At 72.3% G+C, this 16,580-nt stretch carries 14 protein-coding genes and 1 tRNA gene; 9 read left to right on the top strand and 6 right to left on the bottom strand.

Features of this window, described 5'->3' with window-relative positions:
• Positions 1–32: 32 nt before the first annotated feature.
• Positions 33–2,390 (top strand): arylsulfatase, encoded by a 2,358-nt coding sequence (locus GXW83_RS12990; protein ID WP_182443229.1) that lies wholly within the window; start codon positions 33–35, stop codon positions 2,388–2,390.
• Positions 2,391–2,448: 58 nt separating this feature from the next.
• A complete protein-coding gene (locus GXW83_RS12985; protein ID WP_182443228.1) occupies positions 2,449–3,048 on the top strand; it encodes a cadmium resistance transporter in 600 nt (199 codons plus the stop codon).
• A gap of 115 nt (positions 3,049–3,163) precedes the next feature.
• Here GXW83_RS12985 and GXW83_RS12980 read toward each other — a convergent pair whose 3' ends face one another.
• A complete protein-coding gene (locus tag GXW83_RS12980; protein ID WP_182443227.1) occupies positions 3,164–4,225 on the bottom strand; it encodes an LLM class F420-dependent oxidoreductase in 1,062 nt (353 codons plus the stop codon).
• Between the two features lie 227 nt (positions 4,226–4,452).
• On the opposite strand from GXW83_RS12980, the gene GXW83_RS12975 reads away from it, so the two are divergent.
• Both GXW83_RS12975 and GXW83_RS12970 read left to right on the top strand, forming a co-directional pair.
• Positions 4,453–5,433, top strand: a complete 981-nt coding sequence (locus GXW83_RS12975; protein WP_182443226.1) for an aldo/keto reductase — start codon at positions 4,453–4,455, stop codon at positions 5,431–5,433.
• Positions 5,430–7,508, top strand: a complete 2,079-nt coding sequence (locus GXW83_RS12970) for an ATP-binding domain-containing protein (protein WP_182443225.1) — start codon at positions 5,430–5,432, stop codon at positions 7,506–7,508. The genes GXW83_RS12975 and GXW83_RS12970 overlap by 4 nt, the downstream gene beginning before the upstream one ends.
• Before the next feature lie 45 nt (positions 7,509–7,553).
• Here GXW83_RS12970 and GXW83_RS12965 read toward each other — a convergent pair whose 3' ends face one another.
• Positions 7,554–8,159 (bottom strand): hypothetical protein, encoded by a 606-nt coding sequence (locus GXW83_RS12965; protein WP_182443224.1) that lies wholly within the window; start codon positions 8,157–8,159, stop codon positions 7,554–7,556.
• Between the two features lie 223 nt (positions 8,160–8,382).
• On the opposite strand from GXW83_RS12965, the gene GXW83_RS12960 reads away from it, so the two are divergent.
• Positions 8,383–8,619 (top strand): DUF5703 family protein, encoded by a 237-nt coding sequence (locus GXW83_RS12960; RefSeq protein ID WP_370466656.1) that lies wholly within the window; start codon positions 8,383–8,385, stop codon positions 8,617–8,619.
• 177 nt (positions 8,620–8,796) lie between these two features.
• Here GXW83_RS12960 and GXW83_RS35055 read toward each other — a convergent pair whose 3' ends face one another.
• The 3 genes from GXW83_RS35055 to GXW83_RS12945 all read right to left on the bottom strand — a co-directional run bounded on the left by GXW83_RS35055 (position 8,797) and on the right by GXW83_RS12945 (position 11,531).
• The gene (locus GXW83_RS35055) at positions 8,797–9,576 is read right to left on the bottom strand and encodes a chaplin (RefSeq protein ID WP_370466655.1); all 780 of its coding nucleotides are present in this window, start codon (positions 9,574–9,576) and stop codon (positions 8,797–8,799) included.
• 251 nt (positions 9,577–9,827) lie between these two features.
• Positions 9,828–10,067 (bottom strand): chaplin, encoded by a 240-nt coding sequence (locus GXW83_RS12950; protein ID WP_182443222.1) that lies wholly within the window; start codon positions 10,065–10,067, stop codon positions 9,828–9,830.
• 141 nt (positions 10,068–10,208) lie between these two features.
• Positions 10,209–11,531 (bottom strand): M20/M25/M40 family metallo-hydrolase, encoded by a 1,323-nt coding sequence (locus tag GXW83_RS12945; protein WP_182447265.1) that lies wholly within the window; start codon positions 11,529–11,531, stop codon positions 10,209–10,211.
• A gap of 237 nt (positions 11,532–11,768) precedes the next feature.
• Between GXW83_RS12945 and GXW83_RS12940 the strand changes: the two genes are divergently transcribed.
• Together GXW83_RS12940 and GXW83_RS12935 are read left to right on the top strand one after the other, a co-directional pair.
• Positions 11,769–11,852, top strand: a tRNA-Leu gene (locus tag GXW83_RS12940).
• Positions 11,853–12,040: 188 nt separating this feature from the next.
• Positions 12,041–12,865 (top strand): IclR family transcriptional regulator, encoded by an 825-nt coding sequence (locus tag GXW83_RS12935; protein WP_182443221.1) that lies wholly within the window; start codon positions 12,041–12,043, stop codon positions 12,863–12,865.
• 137 nt (positions 12,866–13,002) lie between these two features.
• Here GXW83_RS12935 and GXW83_RS12930 read toward each other — a convergent pair whose 3' ends face one another.
• Positions 13,003–14,484 carry a family 16 glycosylhydrolase gene (locus GXW83_RS12930; protein ID WP_182443220.1) on the bottom strand — a complete coding sequence of 494 codons (1,482 nt, stop codon included), beginning with the start codon at positions 14,482–14,484 and terminating at the stop codon, positions 13,003–13,005.
• 237 nt (positions 14,485–14,721) lie between these two features.
• Here GXW83_RS12930 and GXW83_RS12925 point away from each other — a divergent pair, with 237 nt between their 5' ends.
• Together GXW83_RS12925 and GXW83_RS12920 are read left to right on the top strand one after the other, a co-directional pair.
• On the top strand, positions 14,722–15,657 hold the full coding sequence (locus GXW83_RS12925) for a carbohydrate ABC transporter permease (protein ID WP_182443219.1): 936 nt from the start codon (positions 14,722–14,724) through the stop codon (positions 15,655–15,657).
• 2 nt (positions 15,658–15,659) lie between these two features.
• Positions 15,660–16,544: a carbohydrate ABC transporter permease gene (locus GXW83_RS12920; RefSeq protein WP_182443218.1), complete on the top strand. Its 885-nt coding sequence runs from the start codon at positions 15,660–15,662 to the stop codon at positions 16,542–16,544.
• The last annotated feature ends 36 nt before the right edge of the window (positions 16,545–16,580 follow it).

The raw sequence follows: 16,580 nt of genomic DNA, 5'->3' as shown, positions 1-16,580 counted from the left end.
CTGGAGGTCGAACCACGTGTGAGGAGACAGCCATGGCCAAGCCATTCCGGGGCGTCGTCAACCTCGACATCCGCGACTCGGTCCCGGACTGGGGCCCCTACGAGCAGCCCAAGGCCCCGCCCGGGTCGCCCAACATCCTGTACATCGTGCTGGACGACGTGGGCTTCGGTGCCATGGGCTGCTACGGCGGCCCGATCGACACCCCGAACATCGACCGGATCGCCGCCAACGGCCTGCGCTACGGCCAGTGGCACACCACCGCGCTGTGCTCCCCCACCCGGTCCTGCCTGCTCACCGGCCGCAACCACACCACCAACGGCATGGCCTGCATCAGCGAGTGCGCGGTCGGCTTCCCCGGGGCCAACGGGCACATCCCGCCGGAGTGCGCCACGCTCGGCGAGATCCTGGTCGAGCGGGGCTTCAGCACGGCCCTGGTCGGCAAGTGGCACCTGTGCGCCGAGGACGAGATGAACCTGGCGTCGACCAAGCACAACTGGCCGGTCGCCCGCGGCTTCGAGCGGTTCTACGGCTTCCTCGGAGCGGAGACCAGCCAGTGGTACCCGGACCTGGTCCACGACAACCACCCCGTCGAGCAGCCGGCCACCCCCGAGGAGGGCTACCACTTCGGCGTCGACATCACCGACAAGGCCATCGAGTTCATGAGCGACGTGAAGGCGATCGCACCGGAGCGCCCGGTCTTCCTGTACTACGCGCCGGGCTGCGCCCACGCGCCGCACCAGGTGCCGCACGAGTGGGTCGAGCGCTACCGGGGCCGGTTCGACGCGGGCTACGAGGCGCTGCGCGAGCAGACCATGGCCCGGCAGAAGGAGATGGGCCTGATCCCGCAGAACACCGAACTGCCGCCGCTCAACCCGATCGGCACTCCCGAGACCCGCACCGGCCCCGGCGGGGAGCCGTTCCCGCCGCTCGACTACACCCGGCCCTGGGACACCCTCTCCGCCGACGAGCAGCGCCTCTTCTCCCGGATGGCCGAGGTCTACGCGGGCTTCCTGTCGCACTGCGACGACCAGATCGGCCGCCTGCTCGACTACCTGGAGACCAGCGAGCAGCTGGACAACACCATCATCGTGGTGGTCTCCGACAACGGAGCCAGCGGCGAGGGCGGCCCCAACGGATCGGTCAACGAGAACAAGATCGCCAACGGTGTCCCGGACGACCTGTCCGAGAACCTGGCCATGCTGGACGAGCTGGGCAGCACCAAGACCTACAACCACTACCCGAACGGGTGGGCGATGGCCTTCAACGCCCCGTTCAAGATGTGGAAGCGCTACTCGTTCAACGGCGGCACCTGCGACCCCTGCGTCATCTCCTGGCCCGACGGCATCGCGGCCCGGGGCGAGACCCGGGACCAGTACCACCACGCCGTCGACCTGGTGCCGACCCTGCTGGACTGCCTGGGCATCGAACTCCCCGACACGGTGAAGGGCCACGCCCAGCACCCGATCGAGGGCGTGAGCATGCGCTACAGCTTCGACGCCGCCACCATCCCCACCGCCAAGCACACGCAGTTCTACTCGATGCTCGGGTCGCGCGGCGTCTGGCACGACGGCTGGAAGGCCGTCACCACGCACCCCACGCTCAGCGGTTGGAGCCACTTCAACGACGACACCTGGGAGCTGTACCACACCGCGGAGGACCGGGCCGAGCTGCACGACCTCGCCGCGGACGAGCCCGGCAGGCTGGCCGAACTCGTCGGCATGTGGTTCCACGAGGCCGGCGCCTACCAGGCGTACCCGCTGGACGACCGCTCCGGCGTGGAGATCATCACCAACCCGCGCCCGCAACTGGCCCCGCCGCGCGCCCGGTACGTGTACCGCCCCGGTGGCGCGGAGGTCCCGGAGTCGGTCGCGGTCAGCATCCGGGGCCGCTCCTACTCCATCGGGGCCCTGGTCGACCTGCCCCGCCCGGGAGCCTCCGGTGTGCTGTTCTCGCACGGCGGCCGGTTCGGCGGGCACGCCCTCTACGTCAAGGACAACCGGCTGCACTACGTCTACAACTTCCTCGGCAGCCAGGAGCAGCGGATCAGCGCCACCGAGGAGCTGCCCGTCGGCGACCAGCTGATCCTGGCGGCCTCGTTCGACAAGGACGCCGAGGACCCGCCCGGCACCGCCCACGGCGTGCTCAGCCTGTACTACGGCGACCGCAAGGTCGGCGAGGGACGGATCAGGACCCAGCCCGGCAAGTTCAGCGTCGCCGGCGAGGGCCTCAACGCCGGACGCGACGGCGGCGACGCCGTCACCGACGACTACCCCGGCACCCGCCCGTGGGCCTTCACCGGCGGCACGCTCGACCGGGTGGCCATCGACGTCAGCGGCGAGTCCTTCATCGACCTCGAGCGGGAGGCCGCCGCCATGCTGTCCCGCGAGTAGCCGGACGGCGGGATGTGCCCGGGGCGGGACAGCGGGTCAGGGACGTGGAGGTGCGGCCGTGGGCCTCGGCATGGTGGTCCAGGCGGTGGGCCTGTTCGCCGCCACGAACGTCGACGGCCTCCTCGTCCTCTCGCTGTTCTTCGCCCGGGGGGCCAGCCGCCGGGGCGCGGTCGCCAGGACCGTCATCGGCCAGTACCTGGGATTCGCGGCGATCCTCAGCGTCTCCCTGCTCGCGGCCTCCGGCAGCGGCGTCCTGCCCGGACCGGTCCGCCCGCTGCTCGGGCTGATTCCGCTGGCGCTGGGGCTGCGCGCGGCCTGGCAGGTCGTGCGCAGGCGCCGCCGGGCCGGGGCGGAGACGTCCGACACCGGGGTGCACCGGGGTCCGGGCGCCTTCGAAGTGGCCGGGGTGACCCTGGCCAACGGCGGCGACAACGTCAGCGCCTACGTCCCGGTGCTGGCGGCTGCCGGGACCGGGGGCCGCATGGCCTACGCGGCGGTCTTCCTGGTCCTGGTGGCGGTGCTGTGCGCGGTCGGAAGGCTGCTCGCCGTCCGTCCCGTGGTCGCCCGGACCGTCAGCCGCTGGGGCCATGTGCTGCTGCCGCTGGTCCTCGTCACGGTCGGCCTGAGCCTGCTGGCCCGCGTCGGCCTGCCCTCCTGAGCGCGGGCGGGCAGCCGACGGGCACCACCGCGCCCGTACGCGGGAGCGGTGGTGCCCGTGCCTGCCGACGGCGGCGGTTCCGGCCCCGGGGGTGCTGCTCGGGGCCGGACCGGGCTCAGGCGAGGCCGGCCTGCTCCAGGGCCTCCAGGGCGGTGCGCAGCGCCAGGACCCGCTCGTCCAGCGTGAAGCCGACCGGCGAGAGGTTGACCGTGGTCACCCCGGCGTCGGCGTAGGCCCGCAGCCGGTCGGCGATGCGGTCGCGGGTGCCGAGCAGCGCGGTGGAGTCGATCAGCTGCTGCGGGACGGCCGCGGCCGCCCCCGCCTTGTCCCGGGCCATGTACTTCTGCTGGATCTCGTCGGCGGCCTGCTCGTAGCCCATCCGGCAGGCGATCCGGTTGTAGAAGTTCTGCTCCTTGCTGCCCATGCCGCCGACGTACAGCGCGGTGTAGTCGCGCAGGCTGTCGGCGGCCGACGCCAGGTCCTCGGCACTGTCGCTGGCGCTGACCACGACCGGGACGTTGGGGGCGACGTCGAAGCCGTCGAGGGTCCGGCCGGCCTTGGCCCGGCCCGCGCGCAGCGCGCCCAGCGACAGCTCGGCCTGCTCGGGGGCGAAGAAGATGCCCAGCCAGCCGTCGGCGATCTCGCCGGTCAGCTCCAGGTTCTTGGGGCCGATCGCGGCGATGTAGAGCGGGATGTGCTCACGGACGGGGTGCACGGTGAGCTTCAGGGCCTTGCCGGGGCCGCCGGGCAGCGGCAGCGTCCAGTTGGCGCCGTCGTGGGCGACCCGCTCGCGGGACATGGCCTTGCGGATGATCTCGACGTACTCGCGGGTGCGGGCCAGCGGCTTGTCGAACTTGACGCCGTACCAGCCCTCGGAGACCTGCGGCCCGGACACGCCGAGGCCGAGCCGGAACCGGCCGCCGGACAGGGCGTCCAGGGTGGCGGCGGTCATCGCGGTCATGGTGGGCTGGCGGGCCGGGATCTGGAAGATCGCCGAGCCGACGTCGATCCGCTCCGTCCTGGCCGCGACGTACGCGAGGACGGTCGCGGCGTCGGAGCCGTACGCCTCGGCGGCCCAGCAGGCCGAGTAGCCGAGCCGGTCCGCCTCCTGGGCGACGGCGATGTTGTCGGCGTCCATGCCGAGGCCCCAGTAGCCGAGGTTGATGCCGAGTCGCACGGTGCTGCCTCCGATGGTCCGTCCCGCCAGGTGGGGTGGCGGCGCTGCCGAGGAGCCTATCCGGGCGGCGGCCGGAAATGCTACTGGTGAGTATCTTCGGTGGCCGCGTCCTCCGACACCCGGCCCGGACAGGCTCGCCGCGCGCCGTGCAGCCCCTACGATGCGCATAGCCCCGGCACGTCCCGGGCTGCCGCCCCCGGCCCCCTGGAACAGCGAAGGGTTGCTCTGTGGAACTACGACACCTGGGCCGGACGGGGCTCCGCGTCTCCCGGATCGGGCTCGGCACCATGACCTGGGGCCGCGACCTGGACGAGCACGACGCCGCCGAGCAGCTCAAGGCGTTCGTCGGCGCCGGGGGCACCCTGGTCGACACCGCCGACGTCTACGCCGACGGCGGCGCGGAGTACGTGCTGTCGCGGCTGCTGGAGGACCTGGTCCCGCGCTCGGAGCTGGTCATCGCCACCAAGGCGGGCAGCGTCCCGGACCAGGACCGGCGCTTCGACGGCTCGCGCGGGCACCTGCTGTCCGCCCTGGACGCCTCGCTGCGGCGGCTCGGCACCGACTACGTCGACCTGTGGCAGGTGCACGCCTTCGACCCGGACACCCCCACCGAGGAGACCCTGCACGCGCTGGACCTGGCGGTCAGTTCGGGCCGGGCCCGGTACGTGGGCGTCTCCAACTTCTGCGGCTGGCAGCTGGCCAAGGCCGCCACCTGGCAGCGCGCGGTCCCCGGGCGCACGCCCCTGGCCGGGACGCAGATGGAGTACTCGCTGCTGCAACGCGGAATAGAGCGCGAGGTGCTGCCCGCCGCGCTGGACAGCGGCATGGGCCTGCTGGCCGCCTCCCCGCTCGGGCGCGGCGTGCTCACCGGCAAGTACCGGCACGGCACTCCCCCGGACTCGCGCGGCGCCTCGCCGTACTTCTCCGCGTTCGTCCAGCCGTACCTGGACGAGCGCGGCCGCAAGATCGTGGACGCCGTCGCCACCGCCGCCGACGGGCTCGGCGCGACCCCGTTGCAGGTGGCCCTGGCGTGGGTGCGGGACCGGCCCGGCGTGGTCGCGCCGATCGTCGGCGCCCGCAACGCCGCGCAGCTCGCGGCGGCACTGTCAGTGGAGTCCCTTACTCTGCCGGAGGAGATCCATCGGGCGCTGGACGACATCTCGGCGCCCGTGCACTACTACCCTGACCACGACTGGAGCGCCCTATGAACCCGGAGAGCGCGGCCACCGCAGCCGCCGCCGCGGAACCGGCCCCGACCCCGCCCGCGCAGACGCCCGCCGAGCTGGCCGCACTGGCCGAGGCGATGCGCGCGGTGGCTGCCGGCTCCAGCACCGGCAGCCCGTCCGCCGGCCCGGGCTCCGGCCCGTCCGGCGCGGGCGGCCCGGACCAGGGCGCGGCGGGGGCGGCCGTGCCCGGCCGGGCCGAGGCGCTGCGGGCGACCGCCGAGGTCCTCGCCGCCGGGGGCGCGCCCGCGCAGCTGCTGGACGCCACCGTGGCCGCCCTCGGCGAGGGCGCGCCCGCGCTGCTGCGCGAGGACCCCTGGTCGATCCTGACCGTGCCCGGCGTCCGCCCCGAGCACGCCGACGGCTTCGCCCGGGGGCTGCTCGGCGCGGACTGCGGCCCGGGCGACCCGCGCCGCGCCCAGGCGCTGGCCGTCTGGCTGCTGGAGCAGGCCGCCCGCTACGGCCACACCGCCGTCGAGCTGGCCGGACTGGCCGCCGGGCTGGACAAGCAGGGCGTCCCCGACGCCGAGGAGGCGCTGGCGGCGATCCTGGGCGAGGGCCGGGTGATGGCCTTCCAGGAGGAGGAGCAGCCCGCCGGCGGCCGCCGGGCGGACGAGGACGAGGAGCCCCCGGTCCGAGTGCTGCTGGCGCTGGACCGGCTGGCCCTGGCCGAGGAGAGCCTGGCCGACGGCCTGGTCCGGCTGATGTCCACCTTCGAGGGCGACCCGCAGCCGTCGGTCACGGACGGTTCCGGGGACGCCCCGGAGGGCGGCTCCGAGGGCGACGACCCCGCGGTCGAGGGCTCCGCGGTCGAAGCCCCCGACGGCGACGGCTCCGAGGGCGACGGCTCCGAGGGCGGTGCCGACGCGTCCGCCGTGGACGACGAGCCGGCCGTGCTCGACTGGGCCGGGGCGGCCGACGCCGCGCCCTCGCCGTCCGCCGCCGCGCTGATCCGGGCGGTCGCCGAGGCCGGGCTGGTGTTGCACACCGGCGGCCTGGCCGCCCGCGCCGAGCCGGTGGCCCTGGTCCGCGCGGCGCGCGCACTGGGCCTGCGCGCCTGCGTCACCGCCGCCACCGAGGACGGCCGGCGCGCCCTGGGCGACGAGCAGGCGGTGACCCTGAGCGGTCTGCTCGGCGGCGCCGAGGGCCCGGGCCGGGTGGACGGCGCGCTGGCGCTTGACCTGCTGGTGGTCTGCGACGCGCCCGCCCTGGACGTCGAGACCGCCGCGACCCTGGTGGAATCGGTCGCCGACGGCGCCCGGCTGGTGCTCAGCGGCGACCCGTCCGAGCTGTGGTCCGCCGGACCCGGGCGGGTCTTCGCCGACCTGCTCGCGGCCCGCGCCTGCCCGGTGGTGGCCTCCCGCACGCCGGACTTCGGGCCGATCGGCGAGCTGGTCTCCGGCATCGGCATCGGCGAGCTGCTGCCGGTGGAGGCCCCCGACAAGGAGGTCGTGATCGTCACGGCCAGGGACGCGGAGGAGACCGCGCACCGCGCGTTGCAGCTGGTCCGCGACTCCATCCCGCGCGCGCTCGGCATCCCGGCCGACCAGGTCCGGGTGGTGACCCCGGCCCACGCCGGGCCCGCCGGGACGCGGGCGCTCAACACCGCGCTGAAGCAGCTGCACAACCCCGGGCCGGGCGCCTTCGGCGGCTTCGACCCGGGCGACCAGGTGGTGCACTCCCCCGCGCCCGGCCTCAGCCGCCCGGCGACGGTCCGCTCCGGCGGCCCGGAGGGGCTGGTGCTGGACTGCGAGGGCCAGGAGCTGCGGATCCCGCGCGAGCAGGTGGCGGGCGTGCTGCGGCACGGCTGGGCACTGACCGCGCACCAGGCCGCCGGGCGGCGCTGGCCCGGCGTCGTGGTGCTGCTGCCGCCCGAGGCCGCGCCGGAGCTGACCCGGCAGTGGGTCTACTCGGCGTTCAGCCGCGCCGAGCGGCACCTGTCGGTCGTGCACGCGGTCGGCCCGGCGCTGCCGCAGGCGGTGACCGGCGTGCCGGCCCGGCCGAGGACGACGCGTCTGCGCGGCATCCTGGCCGAGCAGACGGCCGACCTCGACGGCTGACCTGACCGCTTGCCTGAACGGCTGACCGGCGGCCGGGCCCGGGGCTCAGTGCTCCGGGTCCAGCGCCTCCAGCTCGTCGTCGTACGCCTCGCTGACGTCGAAGCGGCAGATCAGCAGCTCCGGGTCGGCCTCCTCGAAGGGCTCGGCCAGCCAGTCGCCGGGCTCGGCCGGGTCCGCCGCGGTCACCCAGAGCGTGGAGTCGCCCTCCTCCAGGCCGAGCTCCTCGGCCCGGCCGGCGATCTCGTCCGGCTCGTACTCGGCGAACAGGGCGCCCAGGGCGGAGCTGACGCTGGCGGCGGACTCCGGGGCGCTGTCGACCCGCAGCGCCGCCGCCCGCAGCCGCAGCGGGTCGGTGATCAGGTAGTCGCGGCGGATCAGCACGCTGATCGCCTCGGGCTCGTCGGGGTCGGGGAAGCTGGTGGCCCCCCGGTGACCGGGCACCTCGAAGGGGGTGACCTCGTCATGGGCGTCGTAGAGGACCTCGTCGTAGGCGTCGGCAGCCAGCGCCAGCGCCTCGTAGGCGGCGGCCACCCCTGGGTCGTTCTCTCCGGTCCGGGCTTCGACGGCGGCGAGATGGCGGTCGATGGCGGCTTTGACCGCCTCCGCTGCGGTGCGTACCTCGGCGATGGTGGGCTGCGCGGCATCAGACATGAGGCAGACGCTATCCGCACTTGGGCCCGCAGTGCACAGAAGTTATCCCCACAAGCAGGATTCGGGACGAACTCAGTCGATCGGAGCGCGTCACCCGACCGTGGTCTGTCCCTGCGGCGCCGTTCGTGGCAACCTGTCCTGACCAGGTTCGGCACCGGGCTGAACCCCTGTCAGACCCGCCAGTCGTAGGCTTGACCACGACCGCTCTGCAGGAGGCACCCTCTTGGCCCCACCCAAAATCGTCCAACAGCCCGAGTACGAGTTCCGCTCGCTGCTGCTGCCGCGCGACGTGTCGCGCAACGAGGCGCGGCGACTGCTGACCGAGGAAGCCGAATACGGGCACTGGGAACTCGACCGGCTGCGGCTGTTCCCCGACGGGCGCCGCAAGGTCGTCCTGCGCAGAAAGATCATCCGACAGGTGCGGGGCTGGTCCTTCATGGCCGACCACCTCTCGGACTGAGCGCTCGGCGCAGCCACGGCAGGCAGGACGCGGGTGCCGGGCCCGGCAGGCCCGACGGGAGACTCAAAGGGGCGGTGCGATCCTTCGCACCGCCCCTCCCACGTCACCTCGGACGCCGACTCACCCCGGGCTCACCCCGGGGGGCTCACCCCGGGCGCGCCGGAACGGCGCGCCGGGTCAGCGCTGACCGGGGCGGGACCTGCGGTAGAGCACCCCGCCGCCCAGCACCAGCGCGGCGGCGGCCGGAACCAGCACGTCCAGGTCGTCGGAGGCACCAGTCGAGGCCAGCACCGCCGTGTGCGCGACCGGCGCGGACGCCGGGACCACCTTCGCCGGGGGCGGCGGGCTGTGGTGCGTGACCGGCGGCGGAGGCGTCTGCTGCGCCGGAGGCGTCGGCGGGCAGGGCTTGGTCGGGGTCGGCGCCGGCGCCGGCGCGCTGTGGTTGGCGCAGTGGTTGCCGAAGGCCGGGTTGAGCGCGCCGACGACGTCCGCCGAGTTGCCGCAGGCGTTGACCGGGGCGGAGACCGGCAGCTGCAGGGTGTTGCCCGAGCCCACGCCGGGCGAGCCGTGGCTGCCCCCGGTGGCGGTGCTGCCGCCGCCCCAGGCGCCGCCGGGGTGGCCGACGACGGGACCGGCGCTGCCGGTGGACCCGCCGCCGTTGCCGGAGCCGCTGGAGGCGCCCGTCGTGCCCGAGCCGGAGCCGCTGTGCGAGCCGGAGCCCGCCGACCCGCCGGCGGCGGCGCCGTGGTGTGAGGCGTTCTTACAGGTGTTGCCCATGGCCGGGTTCAGCAGCCCGACCACGTTGACGGTGTTGCCGCAGACGTTGACCGGCACGTTGACCGGCACCTGGACGTTGTTTCCCGAGCCCACGCCCGGGGAGTCGGACGCGGCACCAATGGCACTGGCGTCCGCGTAGGCGTAGCCGGCGGTGGATGCCAGGACGCTCCCGGTCGCCATGACCGTGAGGAGACCGCGCGTGGCAGCTTGTCGCATGAATTGCCCTGCCCTCAGTTTGTCTTTCTTGCTTACGAGACCTAGACCCGCACCCTCCGTAACGACGCGGGTGGGTCCATGTGCCGTGCTGTGGGCGGCTTTCATTCGTCCGAGTGACCGCCGCCGCAGAGCCCGTGAACGACGCGGTCCCGGGAGGCGAGGCTCGCCCCCCGGGACCGCGGTGGATCAGAGGTCCGGAATCACTCCGGAGCCGCTCAGAAGTTCTGGCAGCTGTCGCCGAAGGCCGGGTTCAGCAGCCCGATGACGCTGATGGTGTTGCCGCAGACGTTCACCGGGATGTGCACCGGCACCTGGATGGTGTTGCCGGAGACGACACCCGGGGAGTTCCAGGCAGCACCCTCGGCCTGGGCGCCATGGGCCGAGGCGACACCGGCACCCGCGAGAACGATTCCACCCGTGGCAGCGGCAACCGCAACGATCTTCTTGACCTGCATGACGTCCTCCTGGTTGACAGTGCAGCCCGTTCGGCGGGCTGCATATGGGTGAACGACACTGCGGCAAACGGGGTACGTGCGGTCTGATGGATTCACCCGTGACGGTGAGCCGGACGAACGCCTGACCGGTACGGCGGCAGGTCAGCAGGCGTCGATGAAGCGGTCCAGCACCCGGACGCCGAACTGCAGCGAGTCCACCGGGACGCGCTCGTCCACGCCGTGGAACATCCCGGCGAAGTCCAGCTCCGGGGGCAGCCGGAGCGGGGCGAAGCCGAAGCAGCGGATGCCCAGCTCGCTGAAGGACTTGGCGTCGGTGCCGCCGGAGAGGCAGTACGGCACCGCGCGGGCGATCGGGTCCTCCGCCTTCAGCGCCAGCTGCATGGCCTCCACCAGCGCGCCGTCGAAGCTGGTCTCGACGGCCTTGTCGGTGTGGACGTCCTCGCGGCGCACCCGCGGGCCGAGCACGCTGTCCAGCTCGGCCAGGAACTCCTCCTCGAAGCCGGGCAGGTAGCGGCCGTCCACGTGGGCGGTGGCCTGCCCGGGGATGACGTTCACCTTGTAGCCGGCGCCGAGCATGGTGGGCTGGGCGGTGTTGCTGAGGGTGGCGCCGATCAGCTTGGCGATGCCGCCGAGCCGGGCCAGCGTGGTGTCCATGTCCTCCGGGTCCAGCTCCACCCCGAGCGCGTCGGAGAGCTCGTCCAGGAAGTGCCGGACGCTCTTGGTGATCCGTACCGGGAACTTGTGCCGCCCGAGCCGGGCCACGGCCTCGCACAGCTCGGTGATGGCGTTGTCCTTGTTGGTCATCGAGCCGTGCCCGGCGGTGCCGTCCACGGTGAGGCGCATCCAGTGCATGCCCTTCTCCGCGGTCTCCACCAGGTACAGCCGGAGGTTCTCGTTGACGGTGAAGGAGAAGCCGCCGACCTCGCCGATGGCCTCGTTGACGCCTTCGAACAGGCCGCGGTGGTGGTCCACCAGGTGGTGGGCGCCGTAGACGCCGCCGGCCTCCTCGTCGGCGAGGAAGGCCAGCACGATGTCGCGCGGGGGCTTGCGGCCGGTGCGCAGCCGGTCGCGGACCACGGCGAGGGTCATCGCGTCCATGTCCTTCATGTCGACCGCGCCCCGGCCCCAGACGCAGCCGTCGGCGATCTCGCCCGCGAACGGGTGGTGCGTCCAGTCGTCGGCGTTGGCCGGGACGACGTCGGTGTGCCCGTGGATCAGCAGGGCGGGGCGGGACGGGTCCTCCCCGGCGATCCGGGCGACGGTGCTGGCACGGCCCTTGGCGGACTCGAAGATCTCCGGCTCCAGGCCGAACTCGGCGAGCTTCTCGGCCACGTACTCGGCCGCGGCCCGCTCGCCCGGGCCGGAGCCGTCCCCGTAGTTGCTGGTGTCGATGCGGATCAGGTCACGGCAGAGGTCTGCCACCTCGCTCTCGCCCGTGGTCGCCGGTGTCGGTGTCGGTGTCATGCTCGACTCGGTCACGTCAGTCAGCCTCTCCCTGGTCGCCCCCAGGCATCCCCCCGGGCGCGGTCACCCCCATCCTCCCCCCAAGCCCTCGCGTCAGGCCCGGGAAGGGGGCGCCCCGGCCCGGCCGGGCCGTGCGTCTGCGCAGGTCCCGCCCGGAATAAGCGGTTCGGAACCCCGGCTGATCTTTGCTATGGTTGGCTCCGTCAGCACGGCGGCGACGCGGTGCGGACGACACGATGCGCGGGTGGCGGAATGGCAGACGCGCTAGCTTGAGGTGCTAGTGCCCTTCGGGGCGTGGGGGTTCAAGTCCCCCTCGCGCACGCATCGGGTCGTGAGACGACTCTCCACAGCTGTGGCCCCTGATCGAGGATCGGGGGCCGCAGCTTTTGTGTTCCCGGGGCCGGTCGGGGCCGTGGCCGAAAGCTACGCATGAGTATGGTCGTGACGCCCAGCGATGTAGCATCCACTATCCAGATAAGGTTCCTCACTTTCCCCGGAGGAGATTCGCAATGGCGCACTCGCGGCGCACCGGCACAACGGTCACCAGCGGATCGGTGTCCGGTACGCAGAGTGTCGAACGGGCGCTCTCCCTGCTGGAGCACTTCACCGAGGAGCAGCCCGAGCGCCGTATCGCCGAACTCGTCGAGCTCAGCGGGCTGGGGCAGTCCACGGTCTCCCGCCTGGTGGCGACACTGGAGTCGCTCGGCTACCTGTTCCGGGATCCGCGCAGCGGCCTGCACCGGATCGGCCCGCGGGTGGTGACGCTGGCGGGGGTGGCGCTCAACCAGTCGCCGCTGCACCGGGCGGCCCGGCAGGTGGCGCAGAACCTCGCGTACGAGCTGAAGCTGGGTGCCAACGTGGCGGAGCGCCACGGCAGCGAGATGTTCTACCTCTGCCACTTCGAGGGCCCGCTGGCCCCGAGGACCTTCACCCTGACCGGCCGGACGGCCCCGCTGCACGCCACCGGCATGGGCAAGGCGCTGCTGTCGGACCTCACCCCGGACCAGGTGCGCGAGGCGGTGGGCGCGGCCTACCCCGCGTACACGCCCCGGACGATCGTCTCGCTGGACCGGCTGCTCAAGGAGCTGGACCAGGTGCGTTCGAGCGGATACGCCACCGAGGTCGAGGAGTTGGCCTTCGGCCGGGCCTGCGTGGCCGCGCCGGTGCGGGACCGCTCGGGGGCGGTGGCCGGTGCGCTGTCCATCTCCGGTTCGCTGTCGGCCCTGGACCTGGACAACCGGCAGGGCGCCCTGGCGGACAAGGTCATCGAGACCGCCGACCAGATCTCGATCAGCCTCGGCTTCATGGGGCCGTCCGCGCACCGGGTCGGATAGCGACGACGACGACGGATGCGGGAGCCCTTCGGGGCCCGGCATCCGCCGCCGTCGTCCCGGGCGCCGTCCGGCGGCGGCCCGGGCGCCGTCCGCCGTCGTCCCGGGCGCCGTCCGGCGGCGGCCCGGGCGCCGTCGGCTCAGCCGAGCGCGTCGATCTGCACGCCGGAGACGCCGAACGACTGGTGGTAGCCCTTGACGCCGACACCGCCGGTGATGAAGGTGCTGTCGTCGGCCGTCACCACCTGGGTGCCGTCGACGTAGCCGGTGAGGGTGTCGTCCTTGATGGTCAGCTTGAGGTCGTACGGGGTGCCGGTGGCGATCGCCAGCGGCGCACTGGCCAGGGTGGTGACCGTGGCGCCGGTGCCCGGGTCGGTCTTCTTCACCAGCGAGACCTGCTGCGTGGTCGGGTTCAGCTGCAGGTAGTAGTAGTTCTCGTCGTTCTGGTAGCGACCGAGCAGGCCCGCCCCGGCGCCGGTGGAGTCGAGCGTGAGCGTGCCCTCCACGCTGGTGTTGCTCCAGGTGGGCACGTAGGGCAGGTCGTTGGTGGGCAGCCCGAAGGTGGAGATGGCGTCGCCGCTGGTCGAGGACTGGCCGTAGGTGTCCACGCCGCCGCTGGAGGTGACCGTCCAGGAGCCCACGCCGTCGGTGGTCCACTCGTGCGCGTTGTCGCTGAAGTCCTGGGTGACGGCGGGGGTGTCGGCGGGGACCGACGAGACGTCCGGGGTGGTGGTCGGGGTGACGCCGCCCGGCGCGTAGTAGGCGACCCAGTCCACGTCGAACGTGCCGTAGCTGTGGCCGACCGGCTGCGAGCTGTCCAGGTCGGCGGCGTTGGTCGGAATGGCCGTGAGCCACAGCGACATCGGACTGTCGGGCAGCGACGGGTTCGGCAGCGGACTGCCGACCTGCTTGCCGTCGAGGGTGTAGGTGAGCGAGGTCGCCGTGTAGAGCAGGCCGAAGGTGTGCCAGGAGCCGAGCGGGCTCGGACTGCTCGCCGTGGGCTGCCACTTGACCCGGGCGGAGTGCGACAGCTGCACGTCGGCGCCCTGCGCGTTGTTGTCCCAGGCGAAGTCGCCGGCGTCCAGGTAGGTGGTCTTCACACCGGCGACCGTGGTCGGCTGGTTCTCGAGGACGTCGAGCTCGGTGAAGTCGGTGTTGTAGACGGCCTGGGCCTGGCCGCCGTCCCATATCTGGGTCCAGAAGGCGGGGTGCCAGCCGGGCAGGCCGGCCGGGACGAAGGCGCGGACCTCGTAGTAGCCGTAGCCGAAGTACTGCTTGGAGGAGATGCCGCCGCCGCGGTAGCCGTCCAGGCCGGTCGAGGTGCTGACCCGCTCCATGTTGACGTGGAGCTCGCCGCCCGAGACGGAGACGTTGGAGTCGTTGGACTGGGCGGTCTGCCGGTCGTTCCAGACGCTCGTGTCCAGCGACGATCCCGAGAAGTTGTCGACGAAGACCGAGGAGTACCCGGCGGGCGGGTACGAGTCCGTGGGCGGGTCGGCCTGGGCGGCGGTCACGCCGGGCCCGGCGACGGTGAGCAGGCCCATGACTGCGGTGACGCCGATCAGGCCCGTGAGGAGCCGGTGGATCCGGGGGCGGGTGGATCTCGTACGCAGAGCCGGCATCACTGCCTGCCTTTCGGGGGTGGCCGATGTTGCCCATATGCTGGCTCTAACATTCACTGATTGCAAGAGTCATGCGGAAAATCATGCGGAGGCGCCGCTCGGCCATGCCGAGTACCCCGAACCGGCTATGGCTATTCACTGCATGCACATGGCAGAGCACCTCGTGAAGCCGTCATCCATTTACTAGATATGACTTCTGCGATACGGTTCCGTGTCATCACAGTGTGAGGAGTTAACATGTCGGTCACCACCGAACCCACACCGGCGCGGACCATCTCGCCCAGCGCCCCCGTGCGGCGGCGGCGCGGAACACTGGGTGCCCGGGACCGCACCTTCGGGTTCATGCTCGCGGCGCCCGCGGTCGCCCTCTTCCTCGTCGTGGCCGTCTATCCGCTGGTGGCCGGCTTCGGTACCAGCCTCTACGATCAGTCCCTGATCTGGCCAGGTCGGAAGTTCGTCGGCTTCGGGAACTACGCCGACGTCTGGCCCGACTTCCTCGCCCGGCTGGGCACCACGCTGGAGTTCTCCGTCCTGGCGACCGTGTGCCCGCTGCTGATCGGCGTGGCCGTGGCGGTGCTCCTCAACGCCCGCCTGCGGGGCCGCAACCTGCTGCGCGGTGTGCTGATGCTGCCCTGGCTGCTGCCGGGCGTCGTGGTGTCCTTCCTCTGGGCGTGGATCTTCAACGACAGCTACGGCGTCATCAACCACGTCCTGACGCAGCTGCACCTGCCGCAGGTGAACGTCCTCGGCCAGCCGTCCACGGCCATGGCGGCCGTGGTCGTCGCCAAGACGTGGAACTCCTTCCCCTGGGTGATGGTGGTGGTCCTGGCCGTCCTGCAGACCCTGCCGCGCGAGCAGTTGGAGGCGGCCGCGCTCGACGGGGCCTCGCGCCGCCAGCGGTTCCGGCACGTGTCGCTGCCGCACCTGATCGGCCCGGTCGCGCTCATCTCCATGCTCGAGTTCATCTACAACTTCGGCTCGTTCGACATGATCTTCGTGATGACCGGCGGCGGTCCCGGCACATCGACCATGACCCTCGCGGTCACCCTCTACCAGTACGCCTTCACCGACTTCGACCTCGGCAAGGCCGCTGCCATGGGCGTGCTGTGGCTGGGCGTCCTCTCCCTCGTCTGCGGGGGCTACTTCCTGCTCAACAAGAAGCTGGAGTCGTGACCATGTCCGCTCTCTCGTTCCCCCCGCCGCGACGCCGCTCCCGCGACGTCGGCGAGGGCATCACCTCCCCGACCCTGGGCGTCGGCGGCAGGATCGGGCTGACCGTGCTGGCGCTGTTCGGGCTGCTGCCGGTCTACTGGCTGGTCGCCACCGCCTTCATGCGCCGCGAGGACGTCTTCTCGGTCGACCGGCCGTACTTCCCGATGGATCCGACCCTGGCCAACTTCCGTGAGTTCTTCGACAATTCCACGCTGCTCAAGGACCTCGGCAACTCCCTGGTGGTCTCGGCCGGGACCGCGGTCGTCTCCGTGCTGGTGTCCGGGCTGACGGCCTATTCGCTGTCGAAGTTCCGCTACCGCGGCCGGAACATGATCATGGTCATGTTCCTGGTGGGACAGCTGGTGCCGGGCGCCCTGCTGCTGGTCACGCTCTACCTGATGTTCAACTCCGCCGGGCTGCTGTACACCTACACCGCGGTGATCCTGGCGTTCACCACCTTCACCCTGCCGCTGTCGGTGTTCCTGCTGAAGGGCATCATCGACGCCCTCCCGGACGAGATCCTCGAAGCCGCCAAGGTCGACGGGCTGTCCAACCTGGCCATCCTCTTCCGGATCGTCTGCCCGCTCATCGTGCCGGGCCTGATCACCACGGCCATGTTCGCCTTCATGCGCGCCTGGAGCGATCTGCTCTTCGCCCTCACCCTGGCCGGCCCGGACAAGCAGACCCTCACCGTCGGCATGACCACCGCCTTCATCCACGACGGCGCCGCCGACTGGCCCGGCCTGATGGCCGCCTCGGTGATCACCTCCCTGCCGCTCGCGGTGATCTTCGTCGTGCTGCAGCGCTACTTCGTCTCCGGCCTGGCCGCCGGGGCCGTCAAGGGCTGACCCCTCCCCTCCTGCCGCAGTTCCCCGCACCCCACC

The organism is Streptacidiphilus sp. PB12-B1b, assembly GCF_014084125.1.
In the GTDB taxonomy this organism is placed as follows: domain Bacteria; phylum Actinomycetota; class Actinomycetes; order Streptomycetales; family Streptomycetaceae; genus Streptacidiphilus.
Note: the sequence above shows the minus strand (reverse complement) of the source record. Positions and strands in the feature narration are given on the sequence as shown.

Bases quoted from the DNA above. Each gene is read 5' to 3' on its own strand.
- GXW83_RS12990 (WP_182443229.1), top strand. From the start codon at position 33: ATGGCCAAGCCATTCCGGGGCGTCGTCAACCTCGACATCCGCGACTCG.
- GXW83_RS12970 (WP_182443225.1), top strand. From the start codon at position 5,430: ATGAACCCGGAGAGCGCGGCCACCGCAGCCGCCGCCGCGGAACCGGCC.
- GXW83_RS12965 (WP_182443224.1), bottom strand. From the start codon at position 8,159: ATGTCTGATGCCGCGCAGCCCACCATCGCCGAGGTACGCACCGCAGCG.
- GXW83_RS35055 (WP_370466655.1), bottom strand. From the start codon at position 9,576: ATGGCGACCGGGAGCGTCCTGGCATCCACCGCCGGCTACGCCTACGCG.
- GXW83_RS12950 (WP_182443222.1), bottom strand. From the start codon at position 10,067: ATGCAGGTCAAGAAGATCGTTGCGGTTGCCGCTGCCACGGGTGGAATC.
- GXW83_RS12945 (WP_182447265.1), bottom strand. From the start codon at position 11,531: ATGACACCGACACCGACACCGGCGACCACGGGCGAGAGCGAGGTGGCA.
- GXW83_RS12935 (WP_182443221.1), top strand. From the start codon at position 12,041: ATGGCGCACTCGCGGCGCACCGGCACAACGGTCACCAGCGGATCGGTG.
- GXW83_RS12930 (WP_182443220.1), bottom strand. From the start codon at position 14,484: ATGCCGGCTCTGCGTACGAGATCCACCCGCCCCCGGATCCACCGGCTC.
- GXW83_RS12925 (WP_182443219.1), top strand. From the start codon at position 14,722: ATGTCGGTCACCACCGAACCCACACCGGCGCGGACCATCTCGCCCAGC.
- GXW83_RS12920 (WP_182443218.1), top strand. From the start codon at position 15,660: ATGTCCGCTCTCTCGTTCCCCCCGCCGCGACGCCGCTCCCGCGACGTC.